General features: G+C 52.4%; 34 protein-coding genes. 9 read left to right on the forward strand and 25 right to left on the reverse strand.

Translation table 11 applies throughout. The features are described 5' to 3' along the window. The first annotated feature begins 216 nt into the window (after window positions 1-216). The 4 genes from yqaB (at window position 217) to luxS (ending at window position 3,541) form a co-directional block, all read left to right on the forward strand. Window positions 217-783, forward strand: coding sequence for a fructose-1-phosphate/6-phosphogluconate phosphatase (gene yqaB / locus BV494_RS20365; protein ID WP_104924464.1), 567 nt, complete (start codon window positions 217-219; stop codon window positions 781-783). Next, on the forward strand, window positions 780-1,208 hold the full coding sequence (locus tag BV494_RS20370) for a YqaA family protein (protein WP_104924465.1): 429 nt from the start codon (window positions 780-782) through the stop codon (window positions 1,206-1,208). Before yqaB ends, BV494_RS20370 begins: the two co-directional genes overlap by 4 nt. 85 nt (window positions 1,209-1,293) lie before the next feature. Beyond that, window positions 1,294-2,868: a glutamate--cysteine ligase gene (gene gshA, locus BV494_RS20375; protein WP_104924466.1), complete on the forward strand. Its 1,575-nt coding sequence runs from the start codon at window positions 1,294-1,296 to the stop codon at window positions 2,866-2,868. A gap of 157 nt (window positions 2,869-3,025) precedes the next feature. Continuing rightward, on the forward strand, window positions 3,026-3,541 hold the full coding sequence (gene luxS / locus BV494_RS20380; RefSeq protein WP_104924467.1) for an S-ribosylhomocysteine lyase: 516 nt from the start codon (window positions 3,026-3,028) through the stop codon (window positions 3,539-3,541). Between the two features lie 67 nt (window positions 3,542-3,608). Here luxS and BV494_RS20385 read toward each other — a convergent pair whose 3' ends face one another. Then, complete coding sequence (locus BV494_RS20385) at window positions 3,609-4,898, reverse strand: HlyC/CorC family transporter (protein WP_104924468.1); 1,290 nt, start codon at window positions 4,896-4,898, stop codon at window positions 3,609-3,611. A gap of 16 nt (window positions 4,899-4,914) precedes the next feature. Beyond that, window positions 4,915-5,706 (reverse strand): cytochrome C assembly family protein, encoded by a 792-nt coding sequence (locus BV494_RS20390; protein WP_104924469.1) that lies wholly within the window; start codon window positions 5,704-5,706, stop codon window positions 4,915-4,917. Between the two features lie 163 nt (window positions 5,707-5,869). Between BV494_RS20390 and ffh the strand changes: the two genes are divergently transcribed. The 5 genes from ffh to rplS all read left to right on the forward strand — a co-directional run bounded on the left by ffh (window position 5,870) and on the right by rplS (window position 9,463). After that, the gene (gene ffh / locus BV494_RS20395; protein ID WP_104924470.1) at window positions 5,870-7,231 is read left to right on the forward strand and encodes a signal recognition particle protein; all 1,362 of its coding nucleotides are present in this window, start codon (window positions 5,870-5,872) and stop codon (window positions 7,229-7,231) included. A 179-nt stretch (window positions 7,232-7,410) separates the two neighbouring features. Further along, window positions 7,411-7,659: a 30S ribosomal protein S16 gene (gene rpsP / locus BV494_RS20400; RefSeq protein ID WP_104924471.1), complete on the forward strand. Its 249-nt coding sequence runs from the start codon at window positions 7,411-7,413 to the stop codon at window positions 7,657-7,659. An 18-nt stretch (window positions 7,660-7,677) separates the two neighbouring features. After that, window positions 7,678-8,226 carry a ribosome maturation factor RimM gene (gene rimM, locus BV494_RS20405; RefSeq protein ID WP_104924472.1) on the forward strand — a complete coding sequence of 183 codons (549 nt, stop codon included), beginning with the start codon at window positions 7,678-7,680 and terminating at the stop codon, window positions 8,224-8,226. 67 nt (window positions 8,227-8,293) lie between these two features. After that, window positions 8,294-9,061, forward strand: coding sequence for a tRNA (guanosine(37)-N1)-methyltransferase TrmD (gene trmD, locus BV494_RS20410; protein ID WP_104924473.1), 768 nt, complete (start codon window positions 8,294-8,296; stop codon window positions 9,059-9,061). Between the two features lie 54 nt (window positions 9,062-9,115). Then, on the forward strand, window positions 9,116-9,463 hold the full coding sequence (rplS, locus tag BV494_RS20415; RefSeq protein WP_013574038.1) for a 50S ribosomal protein L19: 348 nt from the start codon (window positions 9,116-9,118) through the stop codon (window positions 9,461-9,463). A 92-nt stretch (window positions 9,464-9,555) separates the two neighbouring features. Here rplS and BV494_RS20420 read toward each other — a convergent pair whose 3' ends face one another. The 23 genes from BV494_RS20420 to BV494_RS26115 form a co-directional block, all read right to left on the reverse strand. Continuing rightward, complete coding sequence (locus BV494_RS20420; RefSeq protein ID WP_104924474.1) at window positions 9,556-9,735, reverse strand: ogr/Delta-like zinc finger family protein; 180 nt, start codon at window positions 9,733-9,735, stop codon at window positions 9,556-9,558. A 65-nt stretch (window positions 9,736-9,800) separates the two neighbouring features. Beyond that, window positions 9,801-10,901: a contractile injection system protein, VgrG/Pvc8 family gene (locus tag BV494_RS20425; RefSeq protein WP_104924475.1), complete on the reverse strand. Its 1,101-nt coding sequence runs from the start codon at window positions 10,899-10,901 to the stop codon at window positions 9,801-9,803. A gap of 2 nt (window positions 10,902-10,903) precedes the next feature. Further along, complete coding sequence (locus tag BV494_RS20430; protein WP_104924476.1) at window positions 10,904-11,374, reverse strand: phage tail protein; 471 nt, start codon at window positions 11,372-11,374, stop codon at window positions 10,904-10,906. Beyond that, window positions 11,371-13,002, reverse strand: a complete 1,632-nt coding sequence (locus BV494_RS20435; protein WP_104924477.1) for a phage tail tape measure protein — start codon at window positions 13,000-13,002, stop codon at window positions 11,371-11,373. Before BV494_RS20435 ends, BV494_RS20430 begins: the two co-directional genes overlap by 4 nt. Then, complete coding sequence (locus BV494_RS20440) at window positions 12,995-13,117, reverse strand: GpE family phage tail protein (RefSeq protein WP_104924478.1); 123 nt, start codon at window positions 13,115-13,117, stop codon at window positions 12,995-12,997. Before BV494_RS20440 ends, BV494_RS20435 begins: the two co-directional genes overlap by 8 nt. Before the next feature lie 32 nt (window positions 13,118-13,149). After that, on the reverse strand, window positions 13,150-13,431 hold the full coding sequence (locus tag BV494_RS20445) for a phage tail assembly protein (RefSeq protein WP_104924479.1): 282 nt from the start codon (window positions 13,429-13,431) through the stop codon (window positions 13,150-13,152). A gap of 58 nt (window positions 13,432-13,489) precedes the next feature. Continuing rightward, entirely contained in the window at window positions 13,490-13,999 is a 510-nt protein-coding gene (locus BV494_RS20450; RefSeq protein WP_104924480.1) for a phage major tail tube protein, read from the reverse strand. Between the two features lie 14 nt (window positions 14,000-14,013). Next, a complete protein-coding gene (locus BV494_RS20455) occupies window positions 14,014-15,183 on the reverse strand; it encodes a phage tail sheath protein (RefSeq protein ID WP_104924481.1) in 1,170 nt (389 codons plus the stop codon). Window positions 15,184-15,329: 146 nt separating this feature from the next. After that, window positions 15,330-15,878 carry a tail fiber assembly protein gene (locus BV494_RS20460; RefSeq protein WP_104924482.1) on the reverse strand — a complete coding sequence of 183 codons (549 nt, stop codon included), beginning with the start codon at window positions 15,876-15,878 and terminating at the stop codon, window positions 15,330-15,332. Next, window positions 15,875-17,251, reverse strand: a complete 1,377-nt coding sequence (locus BV494_RS20465) for a phage tail protein (RefSeq protein ID WP_104924483.1) — start codon at window positions 17,249-17,251, stop codon at window positions 15,875-15,877. The genes BV494_RS20460 and BV494_RS20465 overlap by 4 nt, the downstream gene beginning before the upstream one ends. 11 nt (window positions 17,252-17,262) lie before the next feature. Beyond that, complete coding sequence (locus BV494_RS20470) at window positions 17,263-17,790, reverse strand: phage tail protein I (protein ID WP_104924484.1); 528 nt, start codon at window positions 17,788-17,790, stop codon at window positions 17,263-17,265. After that, entirely contained in the window at window positions 17,783-18,691 is a 909-nt protein-coding gene (locus BV494_RS20475; protein ID WP_104924485.1) for a baseplate assembly protein, read from the reverse strand. The genes BV494_RS20470 and BV494_RS20475 overlap by 8 nt, the downstream gene beginning before the upstream one ends. 4 nt (window positions 18,692-18,695) lie before the next feature. Then, complete coding sequence (locus BV494_RS20480; protein ID WP_104924486.1) at window positions 18,696-19,046, reverse strand: GPW/gp25 family protein; 351 nt, start codon at window positions 19,044-19,046, stop codon at window positions 18,696-18,698. Continuing rightward, window positions 19,043-19,684 carry a phage baseplate assembly protein V gene (locus BV494_RS20485; protein WP_104924487.1) on the reverse strand — a complete coding sequence of 214 codons (642 nt, stop codon included), beginning with the start codon at window positions 19,682-19,684 and terminating at the stop codon, window positions 19,043-19,045. The genes BV494_RS20480 and BV494_RS20485 overlap by 4 nt, the downstream gene beginning before the upstream one ends. A gap of 81 nt (window positions 19,685-19,765) precedes the next feature. Further along, window positions 19,766-20,230, reverse strand: coding sequence for a phage tail protein (locus tag BV494_RS20490; protein WP_104924488.1), 465 nt, complete (start codon window positions 20,228-20,230; stop codon window positions 19,766-19,768). Beyond that, window positions 20,193-20,441, reverse strand: a complete 249-nt coding sequence (gene lysC, locus BV494_RS26110; RefSeq protein ID WP_226790096.1) for an Rz1-like lysis system protein LysC — start codon at window positions 20,439-20,441, stop codon at window positions 20,193-20,195. The genes BV494_RS20490 and lysC overlap by 38 nt, the downstream gene beginning before the upstream one ends. Continuing rightward, complete coding sequence (gene lysB / locus BV494_RS20495) at window positions 20,326-20,751, reverse strand: Rz-like lysis system protein LysB (protein ID WP_104924489.1); 426 nt, start codon at window positions 20,749-20,751, stop codon at window positions 20,326-20,328. The genes lysC and lysB overlap by 116 nt, the downstream gene beginning before the upstream one ends. Next, on the reverse strand, window positions 20,748-21,260 hold the full coding sequence (locus BV494_RS20500) for a lysozyme (RefSeq protein WP_104924490.1): 513 nt from the start codon (window positions 21,258-21,260) through the stop codon (window positions 20,748-20,750). Before BV494_RS20500 ends, lysB begins: the two co-directional genes overlap by 4 nt. Then, entirely contained in the window at window positions 21,241-21,462 is a 222-nt protein-coding gene (locus BV494_RS20505; protein WP_104924491.1) for an HP1 family phage holin, read from the reverse strand. Before BV494_RS20505 ends, BV494_RS20500 begins: the two co-directional genes overlap by 20 nt. Next, window positions 21,453-21,656, reverse strand: coding sequence for a tail protein X (locus BV494_RS20510; RefSeq protein ID WP_104924492.1), 204 nt, complete (start codon window positions 21,654-21,656; stop codon window positions 21,453-21,455). The genes BV494_RS20505 and BV494_RS20510 overlap by 10 nt, the downstream gene beginning before the upstream one ends. Before the next feature lie 200 nt (window positions 21,657-21,856). Beyond that, window positions 21,857-22,051, reverse strand: coding sequence for a hypothetical protein (locus tag BV494_RS20515; RefSeq protein WP_104924493.1), 195 nt, complete (start codon window positions 22,049-22,051; stop codon window positions 21,857-21,859). Window positions 22,052-22,196: 145 nt separating this feature from the next. Continuing rightward, window positions 22,197-23,837 carry a replication endonuclease gene (locus BV494_RS20520; RefSeq protein ID WP_226789992.1) on the reverse strand — a complete coding sequence of 547 codons (1,641 nt, stop codon included), beginning with the start codon at window positions 23,835-23,837 and terminating at the stop codon, window positions 22,197-22,199. Continuing rightward, window positions 23,813-24,079: a hypothetical protein gene (locus BV494_RS26115; protein ID WP_226789993.1), complete on the reverse strand. Its 267-nt coding sequence runs from the start codon at window positions 24,077-24,079 to the stop codon at window positions 23,813-23,815. Before BV494_RS26115 ends, BV494_RS20520 begins: the two co-directional genes overlap by 25 nt. Between the last annotated feature and the right edge of the window lie 18 nt (window positions 24,080-24,097).

Raw genomic sequence — 24,097 nt, forward strand, 5'->3', positions numbered from 1 at the left:
AGATGCCGAAATGATTTAGCTCATACGGTATTAGAAAAACCCGCTTCGGCGGGTTTTTTGCTTTCTGCTTTTCCTCTTTGATTTCCCTCCCTTCTTTTTTATTTCCCTGATTTTTCTGACGTGTTCGGATGTGCTGTAGATGCGGACAAAATGCGACTTTCGTCAGACTTTGCGATAAAGTAGTTTTCCTGTTTTTTCGTGATCATGGAGCATTCGATGTACGATCGATACGAAGGGCTAATATTTGATATGGATGGCACCCTATTGGATACAGAACCTACGCACCGTAAGGCATGGCATCAGGTATTGACCAAATACAGCATGCATTATGATGTCGAATCCATGGTCGCTCTGAATGGTTCTCCAACCTGGCACATTGCCCGGTTTGTTATCGACAGCAATAACGTCGAAATGGATCCTCATCTTCTTGCCGCAGAGAAAACCGCTGCCGTGCAGGAAATGCTGTTTGATGCCGTGCGTCCTTTGGCACTAATAGATGTCGTGAAGGCTTATCATGGCCGCCGGCCAATGGCAGTCGGGACGGGCAGCGAGCACGGGATGGCGGATGCGTTGTTGCGTCATTTAGGGCTGCGCGATTGCTTTGATGCGATTGTGGGCGCGAATGATGTGCAAAACCACAAACCTGCACCAGACACCTTTTTACGCTGCGCTGAGTTAATCGGCGTGCCTCCTGAGAAATGCGTTGTTTTTGAAGACGCAGATTTTGGTATTGAGGCAGCCCGGCGTGCCAATATGGATTTTGTGGACGTGCGTACGCTGTGAGCAGTGTGGTGGCGTTAGCTTCATTATTTGGCAGCAGTTTTCTCAGCGCGACATTATTGCCCGGAAATTCAGAAGTCTTATTAGTCGCTTTATTGTCAGCTGGCAGCGCAATGCCAGCGGCACTGGTTTTGTCTGCAACTGTTGGCAATACCTTAGGTGGCATAACCAACGTCATCATCGGACGCTTTGTGCCGCAACTCAAACCGCAACGCGGACTTGATGTTGCTCAGAACTGGCTGAAGCGTTTTGGATCGGCAGCATTGTTGCTGAGCTGGTTGCCGGTGATTGGCGATGTGTTGTGCGTGTTAGCAGGTTGGCTGCGAATGCCGTGGGGTCCGGTGGTCTTTTTCATGTTGATTGGAAAGGCCGTGCGTTACATCGTGTTGACTGTTGTGACGTTACAGGGGCTTTCATGGTTCGCTTAGATTGGCATCAGTTATCAATTATGGTCACATCTATGCAGACTCAGTATGCTTGCAAATTAATGGTTTCACCGAGCGGGAGGTCAATTTGATCCCGGATGTATCTCAGGCGCTTTCCTGGTTGGAAGCCCATCCTCAGGCATTAAAAGGTATTCGTCGCGGTATCGAGCGTGAAACGCTTCGTGTTAACGCTGATGGTTCACTGGCGACAACGGGACACCCTGAGTCCCTGGGTGCGGCTTTGACGCATCGCTGGATCACGACCGATTTTGCTGAAGCCTTATTAGAATTTATTACTCCCGTCGATGACAATATTGAGCATCTGATGGCGTTTCTGCGTGACATTCACCGTCACGTCGCCCGTGAATTGGGTGATGAACGCATGTGGCCGTTCAGCATGCCGTGCTTCATCGAATCCGGGCAGGATATCGAGCTGGCGCAGTACGGTTCGTCGAATGTCGGACGTTTCAAAACCCTGTATCGCGAAGGCCTGAAGAATCGTTACGGCGCGCTGATGCAGGTGATTTCGGGCATCCATTATAATTTCTCTCTGCCGCTGTCTTTCTGGCAGGAACGTTTGGGTGTTACGGATGTTGAAAGCGGGAAAGAAGCGATTTCAGCGGGCTACTTTAAACTGATCCGCAATTATTACCGCTTTGGCTGGGTGATCCCGTATCTGTTTGGTGCGTCGCCGGCGATCTGTAAATCCTTCCTGAAAGGGCGTGAAACCGATCTGCCGTTTGAATATACCGATGCCGGATTGTGTTATCTGCCGTACGCCACCTCGCTGCGTCTGAGTGATCTGGGTTATACCAACAAATCACAGAGCAATCTGGGGATCACGTTTAACGATCTGGAAACGTACGTTAAAGGTGTGAAGAGAGCGATTCATACTCCTTCTGCGGAATACGCGGAAATGGGCGTGAAGAAAGACGGGAAATACCTGCAGCTGAACACCAATGTGTTACAGATCGAGAACGAACTTTATGCGCCAATCCGTCCTAAGCGGGTCACTAAATCAGGTGAAACCCCCTCTGACGCACTGATGCGCGGCGGGATCGAATACATTGAAGTCCGTTCGCTGGACGTCAATCCGTTCTCTCCTGTGGGCATCGATGCGACCCAGGCGCGTTTCCTCGATCTGTTTTTGGTATGGTGTGCCTTAGCGGACGCACCGGAAATGAACAGTGATGAGCTGCTTTGTACGCGAAAAAACTGGAACCGCGTGATCCTCGAAGGCCGCAAACCAGGTCAGACGATTGGTATCGGTTGCAACGATGAGCGTAAGCCGCTGGTCAGCGTCGGGAATGCATTGTTTGCTGACCTGAGCCGTGTGGCGCAGGTTATGGACGAGCAGAACGGCGATCACCTTTATCAGGATGTCTGCAAAGAACTTGTGGCCGCGTTTGATGATCCTGAACTGACGTATTCCGCGCGGATCCTCAAAGATCTGAAGCAGCAGGGCGGCGTGGGCAGCCTCGGGCTGGAACTGGCAGAAAGGTATCGTCAGATGCTGGTGAGTGAACCGCTGGAAGTTCTTGATGCCAGTGCATTAATGGCGGAGCAGGATGGTTCATGGCAGCGTCAGCGCGCATTGGAAGCGGGTGATACTCTAAGCTTTGAAGAATATCTGGCTGCAAATGCAGGCAGTACCGAAGAGTAGAAAAGAAAAAGGCCACAATCAATGTGGCCAAATAAACATCTCTGTTTACAGGGATGATGATAACAAATGCGCGTCTTTCACTAATTAAGACCCGCATGCTGGGAAAAGGTTTCCTGAGTTCGTAAAAAAAATTAATTTATTTAGGAGAGGTGACGATATGCCACTGTTGGATAGCTTTACCGTAGACCATACCCGTATGGCAGCACCTGCTGTCCGCGTCGCAAAAACCATGAAAACCCCGCACGGGGATACCATCACTGTGTTCGATCTGCGCTTCTGCCGCCCGAATATTGAAGTGATGCCTGAACGCGGTATTCATACGCTGGAGCACCTGTTCGCAGGTTTCATGCGTAACCACCTGAATGGCAACGGCGTAGAGATCATTGATATTTCGCCAATGGGCTGCCGTACAGGTTTCTACATGAGCCTGATCGGTGTACCGGAAGAGCAGTTTGTGGCTGATGCCTGGAAAGCGGCGATGGCGGATGTTCTGAAAGTGAAAGAACAGCGTCAAATCCCTGAGCTGAATGAATATCAGTGCGGTACTTTCGAGATGCATTCCCTGAAAGAAGCTCAGGAAATCGCGCAACACATTCTCGATCATGACGTTGTCGTGAACCGTAATGATGATCTGGCTCTGCCAAAAGAAAAACTGTCCGAACTGCACATCTAGTTTTAGCGAGTTGCAGGTAAAAAAAGACGCGTTCATCGCGTCTTTTTTATGTCTTTCATTCAATGGATTAGTGTTGGTTTACAGTGCTCTGTAAAGGGCGCAGCGGTCGTACCTGAACCTGTTTGATCATGTTATCCTGCACATCAAGAATTTCGACTTCATAATCCTCAATGCGCAAGTTAGTCCCGATTTTGGGGATCTCTTCTAGTACTTCCAGCAACATACCGTTGATCGTTCTCGGGCCGTCATCGGGAAGATTCCAGTTAAAGGCTTTGTTCAGCTCACGAACGTTTGCACTGCCTTCAATCAGCACAGAACCGTCGCTTTGCGGCGTGACTTCTTCCGCCAGCGTTGGTGACATCGACGTCGTGAAATCGCCGACGATCTCTTCAAGAATATCTTCGACGGTTACCAGCCCCTGAATATCGCCGTACTCATCAACCACAATGCCCACTTTCTTTTTATTCCGCTGGAATTTCACCAACTGAATGTTCAGCGGTGTACCTTCCGGAATGTAGTAAATCTCGTCGGCGGCCCGGAGCAGGTTTTCTTTGGTGAATTCTTTCTTCTCGGTCATCAGGCGGTACGCTTCGCGTAAACGCAACATGCCGATCGCATCATCAAGCGAGTCGCGGTAAAGCACAATGCGGCCATGCGGCGAGTGCGTGAGCTGGCGGATGATCGACTTCCAGTCGTCGTTAATGTCGATACCGACGATTTCATTGCGCGGTACCATGATGTCATCAACGGACACTTTTTCGAGATCCAGAACAGACAGCAGCATGTCCTGATTACGGCGGGAAATTTGCGAGCGCGATTCATTTACGATGGTACGCAGCTCTTCTTTGCTCACGGCATCGCTCAGGCTGGCTGTGGTTTGGATACCAAACATGCGCATCAGCAGGCGAGAAAGGCTGTTCAGGATCCACACCAGTGGCATCATGATTTTCTGCAGCGGACGCAATAAAATGCTGCTCGGGAAAGCGACACGTTCAGGATTGAGCGCTGCGAAGGTTTTCGGCAGAACTTCAGCAAACAGCAGAACCACGAAAGTCAGCACGCCGGTCGCAATTGCCACGCCGGCATCGCCATACAGACGGATACCCACAATCGTTGCCAGAGCGGAAGCAAGAATGTTGACCAGGTTGTTGCCGATGAGCACGAGACTGATCAGCTGGTCCGGGCGTTTTAACAGCTTTTCGACGCGACGCGCTCCGCGATTACCTTGTTTGGCCAGGTGACGTAACCGGTAACGGTTGAGTGTCATCATACCGGTTTCAGAGGCTGAAAAATAAGCCGAAACCACCACCATGATGATCAATGTGATGATCAGGGTTGTTGTCGAGACGTGCTCCAACGGGTATTCCTTTTGATTAGTGAACCATGATTTGTTGGATCAGGCGGCTGCCAAAATAGGCAAGAGTCAGTAAGATGGCGCCAGCCATGCTGAACCATACCACGCGGCGGCCACGCCAGCCTTCGTGATAATGCCCCCACAGCAGGACGATATAAACGAACCATGCCAGTATCGATAAGACGGCCTTGTCGATATTCTCCGGGCTGAACAGGTTGTTCAGATACAGTAATCCGGTGCACAGCGTCAGCGTCAGTAAAATGACGCCAATCTGGGTGATGTGAAATAATTTACGTTCGATGGTCATCAGCGGAGGCATATCCGCCGTGAACGTCAGCCGTTTGTTCTTCAGTTGATAATCGAGCCACGCCAGCTGAAGCGCGTACAGTGCAGCAATCATCAGCGTCGCGTAAGAGAACAGTGCCAGGCCAATGTGCACCAGCAAGCCTTTGCTTTCTTCCAGGTGCGTAATGAATTCGCCCGGCAGGAAAGTGACAAACGCGAGGTTGATCAGCGAAAAGCTGTACACAATCGGCAAAATAAACCAGCCGCGGTTACGCGAAGCGACAATGGTCATCACTGTGCCGATAATCAGACTCACGACCGAACCGATATTGACCAGGCTCAGGTTTTGCCCGGTGCTGACGTCGAAGATGCGTTCCTGCAATGTTAAAGCGTGACAAATTAGCGCGATAACAACGGAAATCAGTGCTAAACGCCGGTATGCGCTGTTCTTCCGGATGATGCTCGGAATGATCAGTGCAAGGCTGAGCAGATAGGCCAACATGGCGACGAGAGCAAAAACTGACATAGCGTTCGGTAGCATCGAAAAGTGAATGAGAATCGCAGTATAACGTTACCCGCGTCACGCTCCAACCTATCTGAGATGCCAAAGCAGAGATCGTCCGCGCTTCGTGTTATAATCCCGCAATTACGTCGCAAAAGCGGCCTGTCATTACGTTGAGCAAGAGACGATGTTTGAGAATTTAAGCGATCGATTGTCGCGCACACTGCGCAATATCAGCGGCCGCGGGCGGCTGACCGAAGAAAATATCAAAGAGACGTTACGTGAAGTCCGCATGGCGTTACTGGAAGCGGACGTTGCGTTGCCGGTGGTTCGCGACTTCATTAACCGGGTGAAAGATCGCGCTGTTGGCCATGAGGTCAATAAGAGTCTGACGCCGGGTCAGGAATTCGTCAAAATTGTCCAGAAAGAACTGGAAACCGCGATGGGCGAGGCGAATACCGAGCTCAACTTAGCGGCACAGCCGCCGGCTGTCGTTCTGATGGCGGGTTTACAAGGTGCCGGTAAAACAACCAGCGTCGGTAAACTGGCAAAATTCCTGAAAGAAAAGAAAAAGAAAAAAGTGTTGGTCGTGTCCGCCGACGTTTATCGCCCTGCGGCGATTAAACAGCTGGAAACCCTGGCGCAGCAAGTTGAAGTGGATTTCTTCGCGTCCGACGCGCAGGAAAAACCGGTGGATATCGTCACCCGCGCCCTGCAACAGGCAAAACTGAAATTCTACGACGTTCTGATTGTCGATACCGCCGGCCGTTTACATGTCGACGAAGCGATGATGGACGAAATCAAGCAGGTTCATGCCGCGATTAATCCGGTAGAAACGCTGTTTGTGGTTGATGCGATGACCGGCCAGGATGCGGCGAATACCGCCAAGGCGTTTAACAAAGCGCTGCCGCTGACCGGTGTGATCCTGACGAAAGTCGACGGTGACGCCCGTGGCGGTGCCGCGTTGTCGATTCGTCACATCACCGGCAAACCGATTAAATTCTTGGGTATGGGTGAAAAAAACGATGCCCTGGAGCCGTTCCACCCTGATCGTATCGCGTCCCGTATTTTGGGCATGGGCGATGTGCTCTCTCTTATCGAAGATATTGAGAGCAAAGTTGACCGCGCGCAGGCTGAGAAACTGGCCAATAAGCTCAAGAAAGGCGATGGCTTTGATCTGACCGACTTCCTCGAGCAGCTCAAGCAAATGCGCAATATGGGCGGCATGGCGAGCATGATGAGCAAATTGCCAGGCGTGGGCCAGTTGCCTGACAACGTCAAATCTCAGATGGACGACAAGGTTCTGGTGCGGATGGAAGCGATCATCAACTCGATGACGATGAAAGAACGCGCCAAACCAGAAATTATTAAAGGTTCCCGCAAGCGCCGTATCGCGCTGGGTTCCGGCATGCAGGTGCAGGACGTTAACCGCTTACTCAAGCAGTTCGACGATATGCAGCGCATGATGAAGAAAATGAAGAATGGCGGCATGGCGAAAATGATGCGTGGCATGAAGGGTATGATGCCACCAGGTTTCCCGGGCCGTTAATCGACATCACTGTCTATATATCAGCCACATAGGCGGCTCATGTAAACTGCGGTCTGAGCGCTTTACGCTTTTGATTGCTTTTTGCGCCAAAATGAGTAAAATTTTCGGGCTTTTTTATATTGCAACCAGACCCCGTTCCCCGATGGGGTCTGGTTGTTTTATTAACTATAGAGGATGTTATGGTAACAATTCGTTTAGCACGTGGCGGCGCAAAAAAGCGTCCATTTTATCAAGTAGTAGTGACCGACAGCCGCAACGCTCGTGACGGTCGTTTCATCGAACGCGTAGGTTTCTTCAACCCATTGGCTTCTGGCCAGGCTGAAGCACTGCGTCTGGACTTGGATCGTATTACCCATTGGGTAGATCTGGGTGCAACTGTTTCTGATCGCGTTTCTTCGCTGATCAAAGACGCTAAGAAAGCAGCTTAATCTGTCGCGGTGGTGGCAATGAGCAAGCAATCCAATCCAGTGGTACCCGCTGAGCCGTTAGTCCTCGGCAAAATGGGTTCAACGTACGGCATTCGTGGTTGGCTCAGAGTGTTTTCATCCACCGAAGACGCTGAAAGCATCTTCGAATACCAGCCCTGGTTTATCCAGCGTGCCGGTAAGTGGCAAGTTGTCGAGCTGGAAGGCTGGAAACGCCACACTCAGGACCTGATTATCAAAGTCAAAGGCGTTGATGATCGGGATGCGGCGAATCTTCTGACCAATTGCGAAATTGTCGTCGATTCAAAGCAGCTACCTACACTGGAAGACGGTGACTACTACTGGAAAGACCTTTTTGGTTGCCAGGTAGTGACAACTTCCGGTTACGAACTGGGCAAAATCATCGATATGATGGAAACCGGTTCTAACGATGTGATGGTAGTCAAAGCCAACCTGAAAGATGCCTTCGGACTCAAGGAGCGGTTGATTCCGTTCCTCGATGGGCAGGTTATCAAGAAAGTCGATCTCGCTACTCGCACTGTTGAAGTAGATTGGGATCCTGGTTTTTGACCTCCGTAACGTTTACTGATGTAAACAACGATGGGTTGAGCGATAAAGCATTCGAAAGGGGTAGGCTATGTGGATTGGTATAATTAGCCTGTTTCCTGAGATGTTCCGCGCAATCACCGATTACGGGGTAACTGGCCGGGCAGTTAAAAATGGCCTGTTGAGCGTAAATTGCTGGAGTCCTCGTGACTTCGCATACGATCGACATCGAACCGTGGACGAGCGCCCTTACGGCGGTGGTCCCGGCATGCTGATGATGGTGCAACCTTTACGGGAAGCTATTCATGCAGCAAAAGCAGCGGCAGGCGAAGGTGTGAAAGTGATTTATCTTTCACCTCAGGGACGCAAACTGGATCAAACCGGTGTGTGTGAACTGGCGGCCCATCAGAAAATTATTCTGGTTTGTGGTCGTTACGAAGGGATTGATGAGCGCGTAATCAAAACCGAAATTGATGAAGAATGGTCAATTGGCGATTATGTTCTCAGCGGTGGAGAGTTACCGGCAATGACTCTGATTGATTCAGTTTCCCGCTTTATACCGGGCGTTCTGGGTCGTCAGGCTTCAGCAGAAGAAGATTCTTTCGCTGACGGATTGCTCGATTGCCCCCACTATACCCGCCCTGAAGTGTTGGAAGGCATGGAAGTTCCGCCAGTTTTACTGTCGGGAAACCACGCTGATATACGTCGCTGGCGCCTGAAACAGTCGCTGGGTCGAACCTGGCTTAGAAGACCTGAACTTCTGGAAAACCTAGCTCTGACTGACGAGCAAGAGGTGTTGCTGAGAGAGTTCCAAAAGGAACATCGACTCAGTCAACAAAACTATGAAGGGAACGCTTGAGCGTTACGCTGAGCCCTCCCGATATATCAGTTTACCTAGGGTAAGAGACATATTATGAGCAATATCATTAAACAAATCGAACAAGAGCAGATGAAGCAAGACGTACCTGCATTCCGTCCAGGTGATTCCCTGGAAATTAAGGTATGGGTCGTTGAAGGTTCTAAAAAGCGTCTGCAGGCATTCGAGGGCGTGGTTATCGCTATTCGTAACCGCGGTCTGCACTCTGCATTCACTGTTCGCAAAATTTCTAACGGCGAAGGTGTTGAGCGTGTATTCCAGACTCACTCCCCAGTAATCGACAGCATTACTGTTAAACGTCGTGGTGCCGTTCGTAAAGCTAAACTGTACTACCTGCGTGAGCGTACTGGTAAGTCAGCTCGTATCAAAGAGCGTCTTAACTAAGGTATCGCTAACGCGACATCGACTAGTTAATAGAGAACAAGGGGTTAGCCATCGGCTAACCCCTTTTTTTGTGTTCAGTGACTACAAATTGACTACGCAGCAGGGCGCTGGCTGCCGGGTTTAGAGATAACCCGGGCGACGGATTCGTGGGTGGCAAACGTGCAGCTGCATTCAATGTTCTGGCACTGATGATAACGTTCTTTGGTCGATTCACTCAGATAGCGGCTTGAACGGGTATGAGCGACTTTTCCACACAGCGGGCAATGCATCATAAAAACCTCCGGCATGACAGGTAAGCGATGAGGTCATTATGAAATTCGTAACTCGCAAAAGCAAGTTATAATTGTGATATTGAAGATTGATAGGTGATGTCTGCAATATATAGCTTCAAATCCAATGTCGTGGTAAACCCTTTGGCATTGATGTCATGTTTTGCCGAGTTAATGACCCAATTTTCATTATCAATAACCTCCTTAAAACCTTGTACATTGATCGGCGTTTGCGCGCTCAGGTCTGCTCGCCCCAATGCCAGCTGGATAGTGAAGGAAGACGAGTCGTTCTGGATTTGGTTAAACACAGAATCAGCCGCTCGCTTTGCCGTTTCCTCATCAGGGTAAATTTTACTCAACTGAAGAGGGTTTTGATTTTTACCCGCGATATAGCTCATCTCTGCACCCTCTTTTTTCTGGGCGGCGGTTCTTTTGAGATCGACGTTGCTTGTGGTCGCCGTTTTGACGTCGTGCCATTGCGCTTTCACACCGTCATACGCCAGTTGATCCACCAATTTAAAGGCGTATTTATCACCATCGCTGCGCTCAATGGTTCTCCAGGGCAACGCCTGTCCGGACGCGGTTCGCCCGACGCTGGTTTTATAGAAAATGATCGAACCGTTTTTGACTGTTACCTGGGCACCGTAGCTTTGCGCCAGCCGGGTCAGGAAATAGCTGTCGGCTTCGTTCGTCTGATCGATGTGCGAAATTTTGATGCTGTTAAGCTCCTCCGGGATCACCGGAAGGGTGAGTTTATTTCGTGCAGAAATGATACTAACGATCGCGCCCAGTGTGTAATCGTCATAGGACTGGCTGAGTTTGGTATCAAAGGAACCACTCAGGTCTGCGCTGCGGGCTGTGACTGTGATGATGTCCGGTGCGCCGGAATACGTCACCGTGTCGACGGTAAAATAGCCGCAGTCGTATAACGCCAGCTTCGACCACCCGAGATGCAAATGCAAAACGGTTCCTCGTGCGGGCATCTGCAACTGCCCATCGCTGTCGTCGAAAGAAAGATTCAGAGTATCTGCCACAAAACCGCTGTTATCCGTCACCGATAAACTGATGATACGGCTGGAAATATTCTCTTCCAGGACTTTGTTTTTTACCTTCAGGGTAAACGCCGGCGCAATGCGTGCGCCAGCCGGTAACTGAAAATTGGTAAGCATGATTAGACTCCGCTAACGAAGTTACTGACTGCCGAACTGGCTTTGTTAAAAAGCTCTTCGGCCTGAGCCAGCAGATCGCCAAACATGGCCGCCTGAGATTCATCGACGCGTTTTAACAGGACCGAAAAGCTGATGCTCCGTGCCTGACCGTTCGAATTAATCTCGCTGTTGTCGTGCGTCACGTTCTCGATAATAAACATGCCGTAAAGGGTTCCGCTGCCTTCGATCAAAGGCCACGCCCGTCCGGAATTGGCCATCCCTTCTAAAACTTGCAAATAGCGTATTCCGCCGGTGACTTCCGGCAACAGCAGCCCGCTGAGTTTCATCGACTCCTCTCCCAGCCCCAGAAACTGGGAAACCGGACGTTTCCCGATACGGGTATTTTCCTGCCAGTTGTAATTCACCTCCCGGTGAATAGTCTGATAGGGAAGGGTGTTTAATTTAAAAACGAACAAACCCAGTGACATCATCATCCGTAAAACCCTCCGTTAGTAAACTGGCTGTATCCGGCGTTGGTGGCGTTCCATTCCCGCTCGTTCATTGTGCTGGCTATAAGCTCGCGGAGATGGTTTGAATCGGTATCCGGTGTGGCGGTGAAACTGACATTGACGGTAGTTGCCCGGTTGTCGGTGAGGTTATTCCCCACGCTGGTTTTTGCCGGCTGATACATGTTCAGAACGCCACCGGCAGGGGAAATTCTCTCTACCGGCGGCGTTGAAACATCCGGGGCTGCGCCGGGCTCGTCGCCGCCAAAAATGGAATCCCACCCTTTTTTAGCCCAGCTAAAGATTTCGCCGATCTGTGAAACCGCCTTGTTCAACGTGACAAAAACCTCGCCAATGGCGATGCCGACTTCTTTGCCTATATTGGTGTAGCCACTCAACTCGTCCTGACTGAATTTTATCGGTTCGAACAAATCGGTGATCCAGCCCAGTGCGCTTTGGAAAGGTGCAAACGCTTCACTGACTGGTCCCATCACGGAACTGAAGCCTTCAATTATGCCGCCAACTACGGCACTGATCGGTTCCCAGAGTTTTACGACGGCAATGCCAATACCGGCAATCAGCGCGATGACGGGAAGAAGCGGAAGCCCGATGGCGGCGAAAGCTGCGGCAATCGCGCCGCCGGTGCCGGTGAAAATGGTGCCTAACAGACCGGCACCGGCGATCAGCATATTCACACCGCTCAGAACCGGCGCAATGATCGCACCCAGCGAGCCCAACCCGCCAATAATCCCGGTGACTCCTAATGCCAGCCCGAGCAGCGAATTCACCAGCTGCGGGTTATCAGTAATCCAGGTATTAAGCGTGCTTAGCCAACCGGCCGCCGTCTGCGTCAGTTCACGCAGCGCTGAATTCTGGCCTTCAAACAAATTGATGCGCAGCGTGTCCCAGCCTGCGAACAGCTTTTTGATGTCGCCATCCAGATTGTCGCCTTTCACCGACACGGCCATCTGTGCTTCGGGCGTGACGCCATTCAGTTCGCCAGGCGTTTGCGCCAGAACCTGATCGGCATTCATGCCTTTTGTGGCCAGGTCTTTTTGTGTTGTCACGACTTCAGAAGGCGCATGGCCGGAGGCCGCCATAGAAAGCCCCTGCTGGCGCAGCGCAACAATGCGCGGATCGCCATTTTTCAGCCGGAGCAGAGACTGAACTTCGGAAAGCCCGGCCTCAAAATCTGCGCCGGGTTTGAGAACGCTTTTGGCCAGCTCGAGTTTCGGTTGTGCAAAAGCCAGTGCCGATGAAGCTGCATTTTTAAGTTGTCCGGTTTGCTGTTCGCGTTTCTTAAATTGCCTCCCGATTTCCAGCCCTTTTTGTTCGATCAAAATCGGGCGTTGCTGGCGGCGCTCCTCCCCGGACTGATCGTTCGCGGCTGTTTTTACGCCGCGAAAGGCCTGTTTTTCCGCTGCTTTATCCGGAGAAAAAACCGACTCGTGGAGCGATAAAGAGGCATCAGTAATATCTTGCGACATCGTGCTGAATAAATTCTTGTCGGGTACCGTCGTATAGGTCTGCCAGACGTTGGCCGTCGCCTTGCGCAGCGACGCCAGTTCGTCGTTCATTTTTCCCAGCGTCGTGGGTAATTGTTCGAGATTACTCATCAGTTTTTACTCCGCTGCGTTGCAAAGCCTTATGCCGCCAGTTCAGGAGCTCCGTCAGCGACATGCCGCCCATTTCGGACGGCGGCCAGTGGAAGATCACCGCGATGTCTGCCATCAGGTCATCGACGGTGAGGCGGGGCGCAATTTTTACGCCTCCGGTTTCGGTGATAAAAAACCAATCACCTTGCCAGCCAGCGCAATCAGGTCCGGCAATTCAAGGCGTGCGCATTCTTCTTTGGTCAGATTGGGCATCGTGATGCGCGGCAAAATAGTGATTAATGCGTCAACATCCGCATTGGCCAGCGCTGCAAGACCGATGCCGCGCAGGCTGCCCGCTGTCGGTTTAGTAACCTGGATTTCGGTGATTTCGGTTTCGCCGCGTTTTAGCGGAACATCCAAAATGACAATATTATTTTCAGTCTGGCTCATGATTTTTCCTGTTGGATGCGATGAAGCCGGCAAGGTTCTGCCGGCTCAGGGAAGGGGATTACAGACCGAGCGCGGTGCGGTGTTCCGCCAGACGGTCAACGCCATTGACGATTTCCACCATATTGACGGTGTCGATCTCAATCAGCTCTTTACCGTCGATGGTCAGCTTGAAGTAAGTACACTGCGTGGTGACTTTGGTTTCAGTGTCTTCGCCCTGTTTGTATTCGCCGAAATCAAACTCTTTGTGGCGGCCACGCATCATCACTTCAACCGCCGAAACGTCACCGGTGTCGTCACGTTGCAGGGAACCGGCAAAGCGCAGCGGGATATCCGACGTGCTGCCCCATTGCTGTAAAACCAGTTCATCCAGACCGCCGATGGCCCATTCCAGCGTCAGCGCGTCGTCGTCCAGACCGAAGTCCACGGCGACCGAACCGCTCATGCCGCCGCCGCGATAGTTCTCCAGCTTGCGGGTCAGTTTTGGCAGGGTCAGGGAAGAGACCAGACCCAGATAACTGTTCCCGTCGTTGAACAGGTTCAGGTATTTCAATTTCTTAGGAAGTGCCATGAGTTATTGTCTCCTTAGCTGTTTACGGACGCGGCGAAATTCACCAGATAAGAGTCGGTGATGCGCTGGCGCAGGGTGAGATCTTCCAGTGGAGGAACCGGGGTGTAGTCATAATCGATATACAATTTGCCGGCTTTCAGGGTTGCAGCGGTGTTCGCTGTTTCGTCGTACCAACAGTCGCCGTCGATGATGTAACCCGCTGATTTCATTTCACGCAGTTTGGCTTTGATACCGTCGATCATGTCGCGGACCAGCGTCGGGGTCATCGGTTTATCGACCGCCCACATGTGCGCTTCGGCCATGGTGTCGGCCAGAACCTGCGCGGTGCGGGTGTAGTTCTCGAACAGGAACAGGGTGTCATCGCTGCAGGTACGGTTGCCCCAGAAACGGAAACCGTCTTTGCGCACCAGCGTGGTTACGCAGGCTTCGTTCAGCAGATCGGCATCAGTGCCGGTGGCCTGCAAATCCCAGAAGACGCTGGCAGAAAGGCCGGTAACACCATTGACGCCTACGTTGGATAACGTTTTGTGCCAGCCGGTTTCCTGGTCAATTTTGGCGCGCAGGCCTAATGCTCTGGCCGTTGCGTAAGCGACATCAGGCTTGCTGGTGGTGGTATTCCAGTTCACGAAATCAGGCCAGATCAGCATCAGCTCGCGCTGGCTGAAGTTGTCTCGATACTTGATGGCATCGGAAATGGTTTTTGCGCCATATACGCCGACATAGCCAAAAGCGCGCAACTGCTGGCAAACGCCCGCCAGCGCCGTGGCAACGGCCTGATTATCCAGCCCCGGAACGCCCAGAATACGCGGTTTTACGCCCAGTTCAGCCTGTGCGGAAAGCAGCGCTTTCATGCCGGTGTAACGGCCATTGGCATCAGAACCGCCAATAATATTGGTAGTGGTCGCCGCTTCATCTTCACCGGTGGCAACGCGAACCACGACGGTGACTGGTTTACACTGGTCAGCAATCGCCAGCAGTGCCGCACGCAGCGTGCCCGCAGTGCCCGCTTTACCGCTGGCGGCCAGGACGTCGGTGATCAGAACCGGCGTGTTGAGGGGAAATACAGTGGCATCCGCATCTTCTGCAGTACACACCATGCCGATAATTGCTGTTGAAACGGTGGAAATAACGCGGGTGCCGTCGTTGATTTCGACGACGCGTACGCCGTGATGATAATCAGCCATCAGGTCGACTCTCTCTGTTGTGGGTGGTGAAGCAAGGATGCCGGTTCACAAAAGAAAGCGCATTCGATGGCAGGCGTGGGAGGAATGGCACAACAGAGGGGGGCGGTCTGAATTAAGACAATAAAAAAGCCCCGAAGGGGCTGAGATCAGGCCGGTATTTCTGGCCAGGTGATATTGGGGGCGGTGGATGTATCAATTCTATTTACGAGAATCCGATAAATTATCCAGTTTGATAAGGTTTTTAGCTCATTCTCATTCGCCATTAAAAGTTCTTTTGCATCTTGTAATGGCATGATTATATTGGTGGCCTGATTTAATAACTGTTTCTTTTTTTCGACAGCAATTTCTTTGCTCTCAGATTTGGAGTAAATTCGGTTAACAATCTTTTCACCATCAAATGTCCAACATCCACCAGTAACTGGTAGAGTGAAATTATCAGGTGCGGAATCTAACTCCGCGATATTAAATGACTGTGGCCAAAGAGTGCTTATGTCATAGCTTGCTGAAATTATAAGCCCATTGGGTTCGTCATATACTATTTTTAACGAATCCTCTGAGAATTTTTTTTGTAACTGATACCAGTCATTGCCCAGGCTATCACCAATAAAATTTACCGAGTGAGTTGTGGCTAATATTTTTTCTTCATCGGTGAGGTCATGACGTAATGTAAAAGGACCGTATTTATTAATTTTCATGCGTACCCCACTGTGTACCAAGCGCCACCGACTGCCTTTTGGAGAGGGCGAAGTCGTATCCAATAGTTAGAGCTTCCGGCATCTTTGAATGAAGTCATAACTCCGCCGCCCATTCTTTCGTTATTACTACGCTCCTGGAACTCGGCAGAAGCAGCGAGTCTGATATCAGAAACGAAGCTCCCATATACCCAGTTACGGACATTATTTTCAGCAATGTTAGCCAGGTTTTGGGCATCGTTGTGGAGATTAGTATTATTGGCTGCGAGCCAATTATTAAGGTACCCATTCCATAGTGAACCATAAATGTTCCCGTCGGTATAATGGACAGCTGGGCCTAACTGGAGATATACATCTGGGCCATTAAGATGTAGTGAACCACCATTACGGAATGCATAATAGGCCTCTGCGCCGCCAGAGGATACATGAATTCCTAAAGCTGCAAATTGGCCTATTGTTTCTTCAAAATAAGTATCGGCAAACTGACCCCCATTGCCTTGAACACGGAATCCATTTGTTGTGTTTGTATTAGCATTCACAGAATAGGAGCCATTCTTAGTGACTAATCCTTTTCCGTTTAGCGTCAGTTCATTTGAAACAACTAACGAATTTATTGTATCGCCACTCACGTTTACGAATCTGTTATCTGACTCAGTGATGTTATAAGCACCTACGTCACCTGCCACCAAAGTTAAATCAGCATTTAAAGCTTTACCGTTTATTTTCCTGGTGACAGGTACGCGCCCGTTAGCATTATCATTCGCAGATTTTGCCAGGTCATAAGACGTTTTCACTGCCTTCGGCGTTGCCGCCAGAACCTCGCTGGCGCTGTCGACCGCACTGCTCAGCTGCACAAATCCTTTTGCGGTCAGCGTTCCGTCCGGGTGTCGCCGTGAGGCTTCGTGTTCGGCCAGCAGGTTATTGACGTATTCTTCGGTGGCGATGACCAGCGTGTCGTCTATCGTCAGGGTTACCGCGTCAGTGTCGGTAACCGTTATCACCATGCGTAATGTCTGTGTGCGACCGGAGCCTTCCTCGAGTGTCGGTTTATAGCTGTCCGCCATATTGCTGACGGCAATCAGCTCTCCTTCGGATGAAAACAGGCCCATCTCGCGCATCCAGAAACCGCCCACACTGGCGGGAATAATCGCCTCGGCGATGATCCAGTTAGCATTTTTGTTGTCGGTCTTGATGGAGTTTAGCGGCAGACGATACGTTTCATGCACCAGTGCCGTCTGGCTTGTGGAAGGCGTCGTTGCGCTGCCATTGCCGTCGCCCACAGCAAGCTGGGTAATATTGACGTCTTTTCCGCTCGCGATCGCCGACGCAATCCGCGCCTGTCCAAGAGCGGTGACGACTGATTTAAATTTGCTCATAAGATTCCTTATCAGTTCGGGTAAACAGTGAGTATTTCGGCGTCATAGGCAGCTGTTCCCAGGTAAATTGTGCCGGGAACATCTTGCGTAATGGTCAGGCCAATCAGATGGCGGCTGGCGGGTTTGGCGTCATCAATCAGCCGCTCCATTTCTTCATACATCGCTTCATCAATGCCGGATTCGAGGACGCCGATATCGAGCTTAAACGTGCCCGGCGGATCATCGGTCTGCCACCATTCGCTGACATTGATGACGTAGCCGAGCGGCTCGACCACGCGCTTAATCGCGCTGATCGTGCCTTTGTGCTGATGGATGAACCACGCCGACTGAATGACGCTGCGTTTGGTCGCCGTTGGCCATTCGCTGTCCCAACGGTCAACGGAAAGCGCCCAGGCCAGATAAGGCAGGAATTTGGCCGGGCAGGTCTGCGGGTTCCACAACGTTTTGAGGGGAACGCTGATCTGCGCCAGTTCAGAGCAGGCTTGTGCGGCGGCCAGTTCCAGCGGCGAAGATCCGCTGGGAAGTAACCTGTCACTCATCGGAGCCTCCGACCGTGATGGAATAGTGATTGCAATAGGACGCCTGCGTTTTATCGAGCACGATATCCGCAGCCGGTTGGGCGAGTTCGACGCGCTGGACGCCTTCAACGTGTAAAGCCGCATAAATGGCGGATAAGCGGATATCGCGGCCTAAACGGTGCTGATCGCTGATATAGGATTTCAGTTTTTCTTCCGCAGCCAGGGTAATCGGTTCTGATTCAGGGCCGGGGTAGAGGAACAATGTCGCATCGATTTTATAAGGGACGACACTGGCAGACTGCACCAGAACACGGTCCGCAATCGGCCTCACATTTTCGTCGTTGAGCGCAATACGGACCTTAGCCAGCAAGTCTTCTGGGGCAATGCCATCCGCCTCCCGCGACAATACGGAAATCGTCACATTGGCCGGAGACGGGCTGATCACCGAAATGTCGGCAACGCGACCGTCGGCGGAAAGGCCGTGAAACTCGTAAGAACCGGACGGGCCCGCGACGCTCATTCCTTCAAATGCCTGAGGAATGCGGCTGCGAAAATCTGCATCGCTTTCCATTACCGCTGCCGTCGGCGGGAGCGTCGTATTATCTGCCGGGGTCAGAACCAGCCTCTGGACACCGTTGTTCGCCGCCAGCTGATCCAAATCACTGCCCGTGGCATACGCCACCATCACCGCGCGGGCGGCTTCGTTGACCCGCTGGCGCAGGATCAGTTCGCGGTAGGCATTCTCCTGCAAGAGTTTGACCAGCGGCTCGGATTCGAGCGTCAGCGTGCGGCTGATGGCTTCCTGCTGATCGGCGGGATACAGCGAAATCAGCGTGGTTTTCCGTTCTTCAAACAGGCTTTCATAATCCAGCACTTCGACCACATCAGGGGCCGGTAACTGGCTCAAATCGATTGTTGCCATAGTGTCAGCTCACAGGAATATTGAGAGAAAAATCGGATGCCGTATCGCGACGGTTTCCGGTCAGTTCCACGACCATTTTGCCGGTGTAATCGGTGTCAAAAGTAATGGCCGTGAGTGAAATACGCGGTTCCCAGTGCAGCAACGCGGTGTAGCAGATCGCCATCATTTGCAGGCGCAGTGCGTCGTTTTGCGGCTGGTCGATGAGCGATGAAAGCAGTGAGCCGTAGTTCCGGCGCATCACTCGGGAACCGGCCGGTGTGTTCAAAATGTTGCTGACGGACTGGCGGATATGATCGAAGTCTTCAATCGCCGTGCCGCTGTTTTTGTTCATCCCCAGGTACTTTGGATTACTCATTGCGGGCCTCCGGTTTGACCGCCGCCAGTTTGTACACCGCTGTGGCGATGGGTATGTACCACGATGCCGTTAGACGTCAGGCTGCCGCCGCTGTGGGTTAAATTGCCGGTCAGCGTGCCACCTTGTTTCACTTCAAGAGAGCCGGTGGTCAGTTTGCGGGTGCAGACGACTTCCGGTGTATCCAGCGTGATGCGTGTGCTGGCGGTGCAGCGGATTTCCGGTGCGGTGACATCCACCTCCTGCGATGCGCTGATCACCGCCGTTTTGATGCCGCTGACTTTCAGGGCACCGTTCGCCGGTTCGTACTCGAAAATTGCGCCGTCCGGGAAGGCCAGATGCAGGGCATCAGCTGAAGCCGACGGCGCCGGTGAAGCATTGGAAAACACGGCCGGTAAGACGAACGCAGTATTCAGCTCGCCGCCCATCGACAGTAGTAAAACCTGTTCGCCCGGAGAGGGTGCCCACCAGCTGCGGGTGCGGCCCGCGCGGTGAGTCATCCACGGCAGCCACGCCGTCACGTTGCTTCCGGTCGTGACGCGGCAGCGGGCGTTGGGTAAATCCAGTTCAGACACCGTTCCGATGCGCACCAGATTGCCAATCAGACGCATGATGTCGTTGAGTTGAAAGTTTGTATTCATGGGATAAAGGATGCCGTTTCACAGGGTTGAGCGACAACTGATGGCCGTCTGCCAGCGGATGGCACAACAGTTACTATCGGGTTATTCGGTCCAGCTGCTGATCAGTTCGCCGTTGAGGTAAACCTGGCGCGGCAACGCGACGTTCTCCGGCAGCGGCGGTTCATGCAGATGAGTGATCGTCCGGACGCCATTTTCATCGGCGACCTGAACCCGCTCGGTGAGTTGCAGCGTGAATGACAGCGCTGCGCCCGGTTGTACAAACGCAAAATCGGTCAGCCGGTGTGTCGCGTTGCCGAGAATTTCAGGCTGATTAACCCGGAGCCAGTCGAGGATGGCGACCACCATCTGGTCTGTCAGACTTTCATCGGGCGCGTTGTCGTTGCTGACGCTTAACGTCAGCGGATAGCGGTATTCGAAGGACAATGAAGAGGCCGATGTGGCGACGATATTTCCTGCGCCAGTGGTCGTCACCAGCTTTTCAGGCGCGGACTGGAAAAAGGGAATTTGCTCAATCAGCCGTTGTTTTAGCTGTAGTGGTTTTTGCATGTTGTGCCTCCTGACACTTTTTAATGGTCTCAATCTGCAGGCCGCAGCTCAGCAGTGCGTATTCCAGCTGGAGAATATCGGCGCTCAGCGCCGCGTTAGTGCGCGGATGGCTGGACGGGATCGGGCAGGATCTGACCGCCGGACAACCAACGTAAATAATCGCTGGCGGAGCTGAAGGCTGGCCGGTCGTGCAGCCGGTTAACGTCAGCAGGCAAATCAGTGTCAGCCCACAGGCGCGATTGCGGATTGTCATGAAGGCTCCTTTGCCGTTCCTGTTCTCTGGACTGCATCACCTGTGCGGCGGTGCTCAGATCGTGACGCAATGCCCGTTCGGCTTCGGCACGTTGTTGCATTTGCTGATTCAGCTCGGTAATCAGTTGATCCCGCTGGTGTAGCTGCGCGGTCAGCGCGTCTTGCTGTTGAACTGCACTGGTGAGGTCATGCTGCAACGAACGGTTGGAAAGCAGCAGGATGAGGATTAACAGGGCCATTCCCGCCAGAAGCGCCAGTATTGCTCTCATTCAATCCCCTTCAGACAGACGGTAAGTTCAGCGTTTCGCCGGCGCTCCAGCCCGCTGTTGCGCTGGCCTTTCACGAAAACCCAGCGTGGAAGTTGTTCGCAGGCCTGCCGCCATTGCTCTTTGTTAATGAAATACGCCAGCGTGGATTTGCAGGCTGCGCCGGTGCCGACGTTAAAACTAAATGACACCAGGGCATCAAAGACCGGCTGCGGCATATCGCCGGGCATACACTTTTTGACGGCGCGCTCGGTTTGCCGGATATCCTGCAACAGGTTTTCAGCCGCCTGGTGCTCGCTGATCGTTTTTCCGGGCACCACGCCTGCCGTATGGCCGATGCCGCTGGTCCAGACGCCCGCGCTGCACTGATAAGGTTGCAGCTGGCAGCCTTCAAAATCCGTTATCAACCGCAGTCCTTCTTCCGAAACCTGTAAAGCGTGATAACCAGGCAGCGACGCCATCAGCGCCAGAACGACGGCGGCGCTGCACCGCTTAAGAGTTGAGGTCTTCATAGGCATTCGGATTCAGGTTGCTGCGGGCCAGAAGCTGTAAACTTTTTCGCCGGTAATACCAGTTGACGAGGAAAGTCCCGACGCCCACGCCGGAGCCAACTAAAAAGGCCACATCCTGCGACGTCAGACCCGCCAGCCAGGTCAGCGACGTGGCGATGAAATAAGCGCAGGCCGAGCTGATGCGTTCAGTATTCAGTCCCATAATTTGATCGCTTCCTGAACCGGTTGTTCAGCGATGTCGGGCATTTCAACGGCGGTGCCGTGAGGCAATAATGGGCCTAAGTCCGCGATACCTTTATTGGCGGCGTACACTTTTTCCACGACAACCGCGGTGCGGCCGTAATAACGCCAGCACATGGCATCGAGGGTGTCGCCCTGTTCTGCATAGAATTTCATCGGGTTTCTCCGCAAGTGAGTGAAATCGTCAGGAGGTGAAATCAGTCTGCGGAATATGGCCGGAGGCAGCAATCTGAGAGGGTTGTTAAACGTATGGCACAACAGGGAATGTAGAAGGGGGAAATGGCGGGGCGCTTAGTCCGAACAGAAGCCGGAAGAATAAGCGCCACAATAGAGAAGTACCGCCGCAGAACAGGTTTTCAGTGAGCTTCGTCAGCGCTCCCGTTGTAACAGAGAGCGTCCTGATCCTCACCGGTCAGAGCCTGGCCAGCCAGCTCTGAAATCAGTGACATCACAACAAGAAATTCTTTTGGATTGCATTGCGCTGTCTGCGAAATGTCTGCGATCAATTGTATCCTGGACAACGTTAGCTGTTGTTTAGTCTGGTTTTCCATTTTCTCCCCTCGCCAGATACTGTGTTTATATACAGTATTCTTCAATTGATCTAATACGTCAACACTCAGAGCATTTTAAAAAATATAATTCATTGAATTAATGCGGAAATTTTTATTGGCGTGGTTTTTGTATGGATTTCAGCGATCACGACAAGGATTCCGATCCACAGTTATTGACAGAACTCCAAGGTGAGCGGAAGACCGGAGTTTCTGCGCAAGATGGACGTTGACGAACAATGCGCCATTGCTCGGTATGTGTGAGAAATATTTCCGACTCACCGATATGGGGCGCATAAATGCCGATAACTTTCTGCCGTGGTTCATCGTAAGCGTTGAGCTGCTCGCTGATTTTACGGGCAACGCGCACGGTCTGGTCTTTGCGCCGGATAGGGATGCCACCCTGCGCCTGAATGTAACGGGAAAAACTTCCCTGATCCGCCGAGCTGCGAACTTCTTCAACGCGTTGGTCAAACCGGCTGGCGAGGCTCTGATTTCGGATGCGACGGCATTCGCGCCACGCACCGACAGAAGGGATGCCGATGGCGTGAAACTGCGGGATCCGCCAGGTCGACGCCCAGGCGGTGACGGCGATGGCAACATCGGTCAGCAACCGGCCTGAATCATGATCGGTTTCGCCTTCCAGTGCATAGCCATCGATATTTTTAGCGACATATTTGGCAATGTACCCGGCTGCACCGCCGCGATTGAGCGGCTTGCAGTCGAAGCGGGATCCCGCTGCGCCGGGTTCGTCGGGATCTTCTTCAAGCGCGTAACGGCGCATCACGTCGATCACTTTTTGCTGCTGTTCAGGCGGCGTAAACAACATCATATGCCAGTGCGGCGTACCGTCGTGATGGGGCTCAACCACGCGGACGCCATACACTTTCAGGCCTTTATCTTTAAACGTGGTGCGGATTTTTGCCCAGACGGCAACCAGATATTTCTGTGCATTTTTCGGCGTAAAGGCGTGCGGGTTCCATTTAGAGTTGAATACCGGGGCTGAATGCGGCCCGTAAGTTTTCATCGGATGGTATTTTGACGGCGTCGTCAGCGTGATAAACAATCCCCGATCCTGCTGCTGATCGGCGACATCTTCCACGCCGGCAATCAGCGTCATTAATTCCATGCGCCGAAGCTTAGGGTTAGAAATGCTCGCTAATACGGTATCCAGAAGACTCAGCCTGTCACCGGATTCGACGTTTTCAAGCTCGCACTGTTTGAGGTAATTGAGCGTGGAAAGACGGCGGGAAACCACGTCACGGATGGCATTTTTGCTGGCATATGGCGAGGTGGAACGGTTGACATGACCGCAGGCGATCATCAGCGCTTCGCGCCACAGACGTTGCTGCGAGCGAAGTTGTCTTTCCCACCATTCGCCGCTGACGAGCCGGGAAATGCTGGCAACTGCTGCCTCTGCGGTCATCCGGCCTTTTTGCCAGGCATTCCAGTGCAAAGGCTGAACGCGAACGGAACGCGCCATCGCCGCCAGATGCCCGAAAATCTCGCGCTGCGTGCTGTCTTGCAGTAAAACGTCCGGTTCCGGCATCTGTTCCAGCCAGCGTTCGCAATGGTGTTCGTAGGCATCCTGCATATGAATGGCCAGGGTGTTTGCCAGCCGTTTCAGCGCGTCATCATTAAGATCGGGCAGGCAGTTGAAGGTTTCCTCTTCTGCCAGCAGCTTTTCCGAATACTGGCGGTAAAGCCTGTGCCGCGCGCTGACCCGCTGAATACGCGGCCATAATCGCTGCCTGAAAACGGTCATCAGGAAATGAAATGCCGGACGCACACCTTTGTCTCCAGTAAAAACTGATACCGCTGATGCAGGGGCGCGCGCAGGCAGCGCGGAAGGGCGGCAATCTGAGAAAGTGCCGCCTGCTGGCGCTGGCAAAAATCACGGCTCAGCGGCTTTTCCCGCGGGCAGCTCATCGCCGGACGCGGTACATTCCACCACCACTGACCGGCTTCATTTTTTCCGGTTAGGGGAGAGAACGCAGGGGAGGTCGTTCTCTCCGGCAGATTAGTTTTCATAAGCTATTTCCCTTAAAC

The organism is Rahnella sikkimica (genome assembly GCF_002951615.1).
Lineage (GTDB): Bacteria > Pseudomonadota > Gammaproteobacteria > Enterobacterales > Enterobacteriaceae > Rahnella > Rahnella sikkimica.

What these genes read in the sequence shown, in the direction of transcription:
- yqaB (WP_104924464.1), top strand. Translation starts at nt 217, where the DNA reads ATGTACGATCGATACGAAGGGCTAATATTTGATATGGATGGCACCCTA.
- luxS (WP_104924467.1), top strand. Translation starts at nt 3,026, where the DNA reads ATGCCACTGTTGGATAGCTTTACCGTAGACCATACCCGTATGGCAGCA.
- BV494_RS20390 (WP_104924469.1), bottom strand. Translation starts at nt 5,706, where the DNA reads ATGTCAGTTTTTGCTCTCGTCGCCATGTTGGCCTATCTGCTCAGCCTT.
- ffh (WP_104924470.1), top strand. Translation starts at nt 5,870, where the DNA reads ATGTTTGAGAATTTAAGCGATCGATTGTCGCGCACACTGCGCAATATC.
- rpsP (WP_104924471.1), top strand. Translation starts at nt 7,411, where the DNA reads ATGGTAACAATTCGTTTAGCACGTGGCGGCGCAAAAAAGCGTCCATTT.
- rimM (WP_104924472.1), top strand. Translation starts at nt 7,678, where the DNA reads ATGAGCAAGCAATCCAATCCAGTGGTACCCGCTGAGCCGTTAGTCCTC.
- trmD (WP_104924473.1), top strand. Translation starts at nt 8,294, where the DNA reads ATGTGGATTGGTATAATTAGCCTGTTTCCTGAGATGTTCCGCGCAATC.
- rplS (WP_013574038.1), top strand. Translation starts at nt 9,116, where the DNA reads ATGAGCAATATCATTAAACAAATCGAACAAGAGCAGATGAAGCAAGAC.
- BV494_RS20420 (WP_104924474.1), bottom strand. Translation starts at nt 9,735, where the DNA reads ATGATGCATTGCCCGCTGTGTGGAAAAGTCGCTCATACCCGTTCAAGC.
- BV494_RS20425 (WP_104924475.1), bottom strand. Translation starts at nt 10,901, where the DNA reads ATGCTTACCAATTTTCAGTTACCGGCTGGCGCACGCATTGCGCCGGCG.
- BV494_RS20430 (WP_104924476.1), bottom strand. Translation starts at nt 11,374, where the DNA reads ATGATGATGTCACTGGGTTTGTTCGTTTTTAAATTAAACACCCTTCCC.
- BV494_RS20435 (WP_104924477.1), bottom strand. Translation starts at nt 13,002, where the DNA reads ATGAGTAATCTCGAACAATTACCCACGACGCTGGGAAAAATGAACGAC.
- BV494_RS20440 (WP_104924478.1), bottom strand. Translation starts at nt 13,117, where the DNA reads ATGGCAGACATCGCGGTGATCTTCCACTGGCCGCCGTCCGAAATGGGC.
- BV494_RS20445 (WP_104924479.1), bottom strand. Translation starts at nt 13,431, where the DNA reads ATGAGCCAGACTGAAAATAATATTGTCATTTTGGATGTTCCGCTAAAA.
- BV494_RS20450 (WP_104924480.1), bottom strand. Translation starts at nt 13,999, where the DNA reads ATGGCACTTCCTAAGAAATTGAAATACCTGAACCTGTTCAACGACGGG.
- BV494_RS20455 (WP_104924481.1), bottom strand. Translation starts at nt 15,183, where the DNA reads ATGGCTGATTATCATCACGGCGTACGCGTCGTCGAAATCAACGACGGC.
- BV494_RS20460 (WP_104924482.1), bottom strand. Translation starts at nt 15,878, where the DNA reads ATGAAAATTAATAAATACGGTCCTTTTACATTACGTCATGACCTCACC.
- BV494_RS20465 (WP_104924483.1), bottom strand. Translation starts at nt 17,251, where the DNA reads ATGAGCAAATTTAAATCAGTCGTCACCGCTCTTGGACAGGCGCGGATT.
- BV494_RS20470 (WP_104924484.1), bottom strand. Translation starts at nt 17,790, where the DNA reads ATGAGTGACAGGTTACTTCCCAGCGGATCTTCGCCGCTGGAACTGGCC.
- BV494_RS20475 (WP_104924485.1), bottom strand. Translation starts at nt 18,691, where the DNA reads ATGGCAACAATCGATTTGAGCCAGTTACCGGCCCCTGATGTGGTCGAA.
- BV494_RS20480 (WP_104924486.1), bottom strand. Translation starts at nt 19,046, where the DNA reads ATGAGTAATCCAAAGTACCTGGGGATGAACAAAAACAGCGGCACGGCG.
- BV494_RS20485 (WP_104924487.1), bottom strand. Translation starts at nt 19,684, where the DNA reads ATGAATACAAACTTTCAACTCAACGACATCATGCGTCTGATTGGCAAT.
- BV494_RS20490 (WP_104924488.1), bottom strand. Translation starts at nt 20,230, where the DNA reads ATGCAAAAACCACTACAGCTAAAACAACGGCTGATTGAGCAAATTCCC.
- lysB (WP_104924489.1), bottom strand. Translation starts at nt 20,751, where the DNA reads ATGAGAGCAATACTGGCGCTTCTGGCGGGAATGGCCCTGTTAATCCTC.
- BV494_RS20500 (WP_104924490.1), bottom strand. Translation starts at nt 21,260, where the DNA reads ATGAAGACCTCAACTCTTAAGCGGTGCAGCGCCGCCGTCGTTCTGGCG.
- BV494_RS20505 (WP_104924491.1), bottom strand. Translation starts at nt 21,462, where the DNA reads ATGGGACTGAATACTGAACGCATCAGCTCGGCCTGCGCTTATTTCATC.
- BV494_RS20510 (WP_104924492.1), bottom strand. Translation starts at nt 21,656, where the DNA reads ATGAAATTCTATGCAGAACAGGGCGACACCCTCGATGCCATGTGCTGG.
- BV494_RS20515 (WP_104924493.1), bottom strand. Translation starts at nt 22,051, where the DNA reads ATGGAAAACCAGACTAAACAACAGCTAACGTTGTCCAGGATACAATTG.
- BV494_RS26115 (WP_226789993.1), bottom strand. Translation starts at nt 24,079, where the DNA reads ATGAAAACTAATCTGCCGGAGAGAACGACCTCCCCTGCGTTCTCTCCC.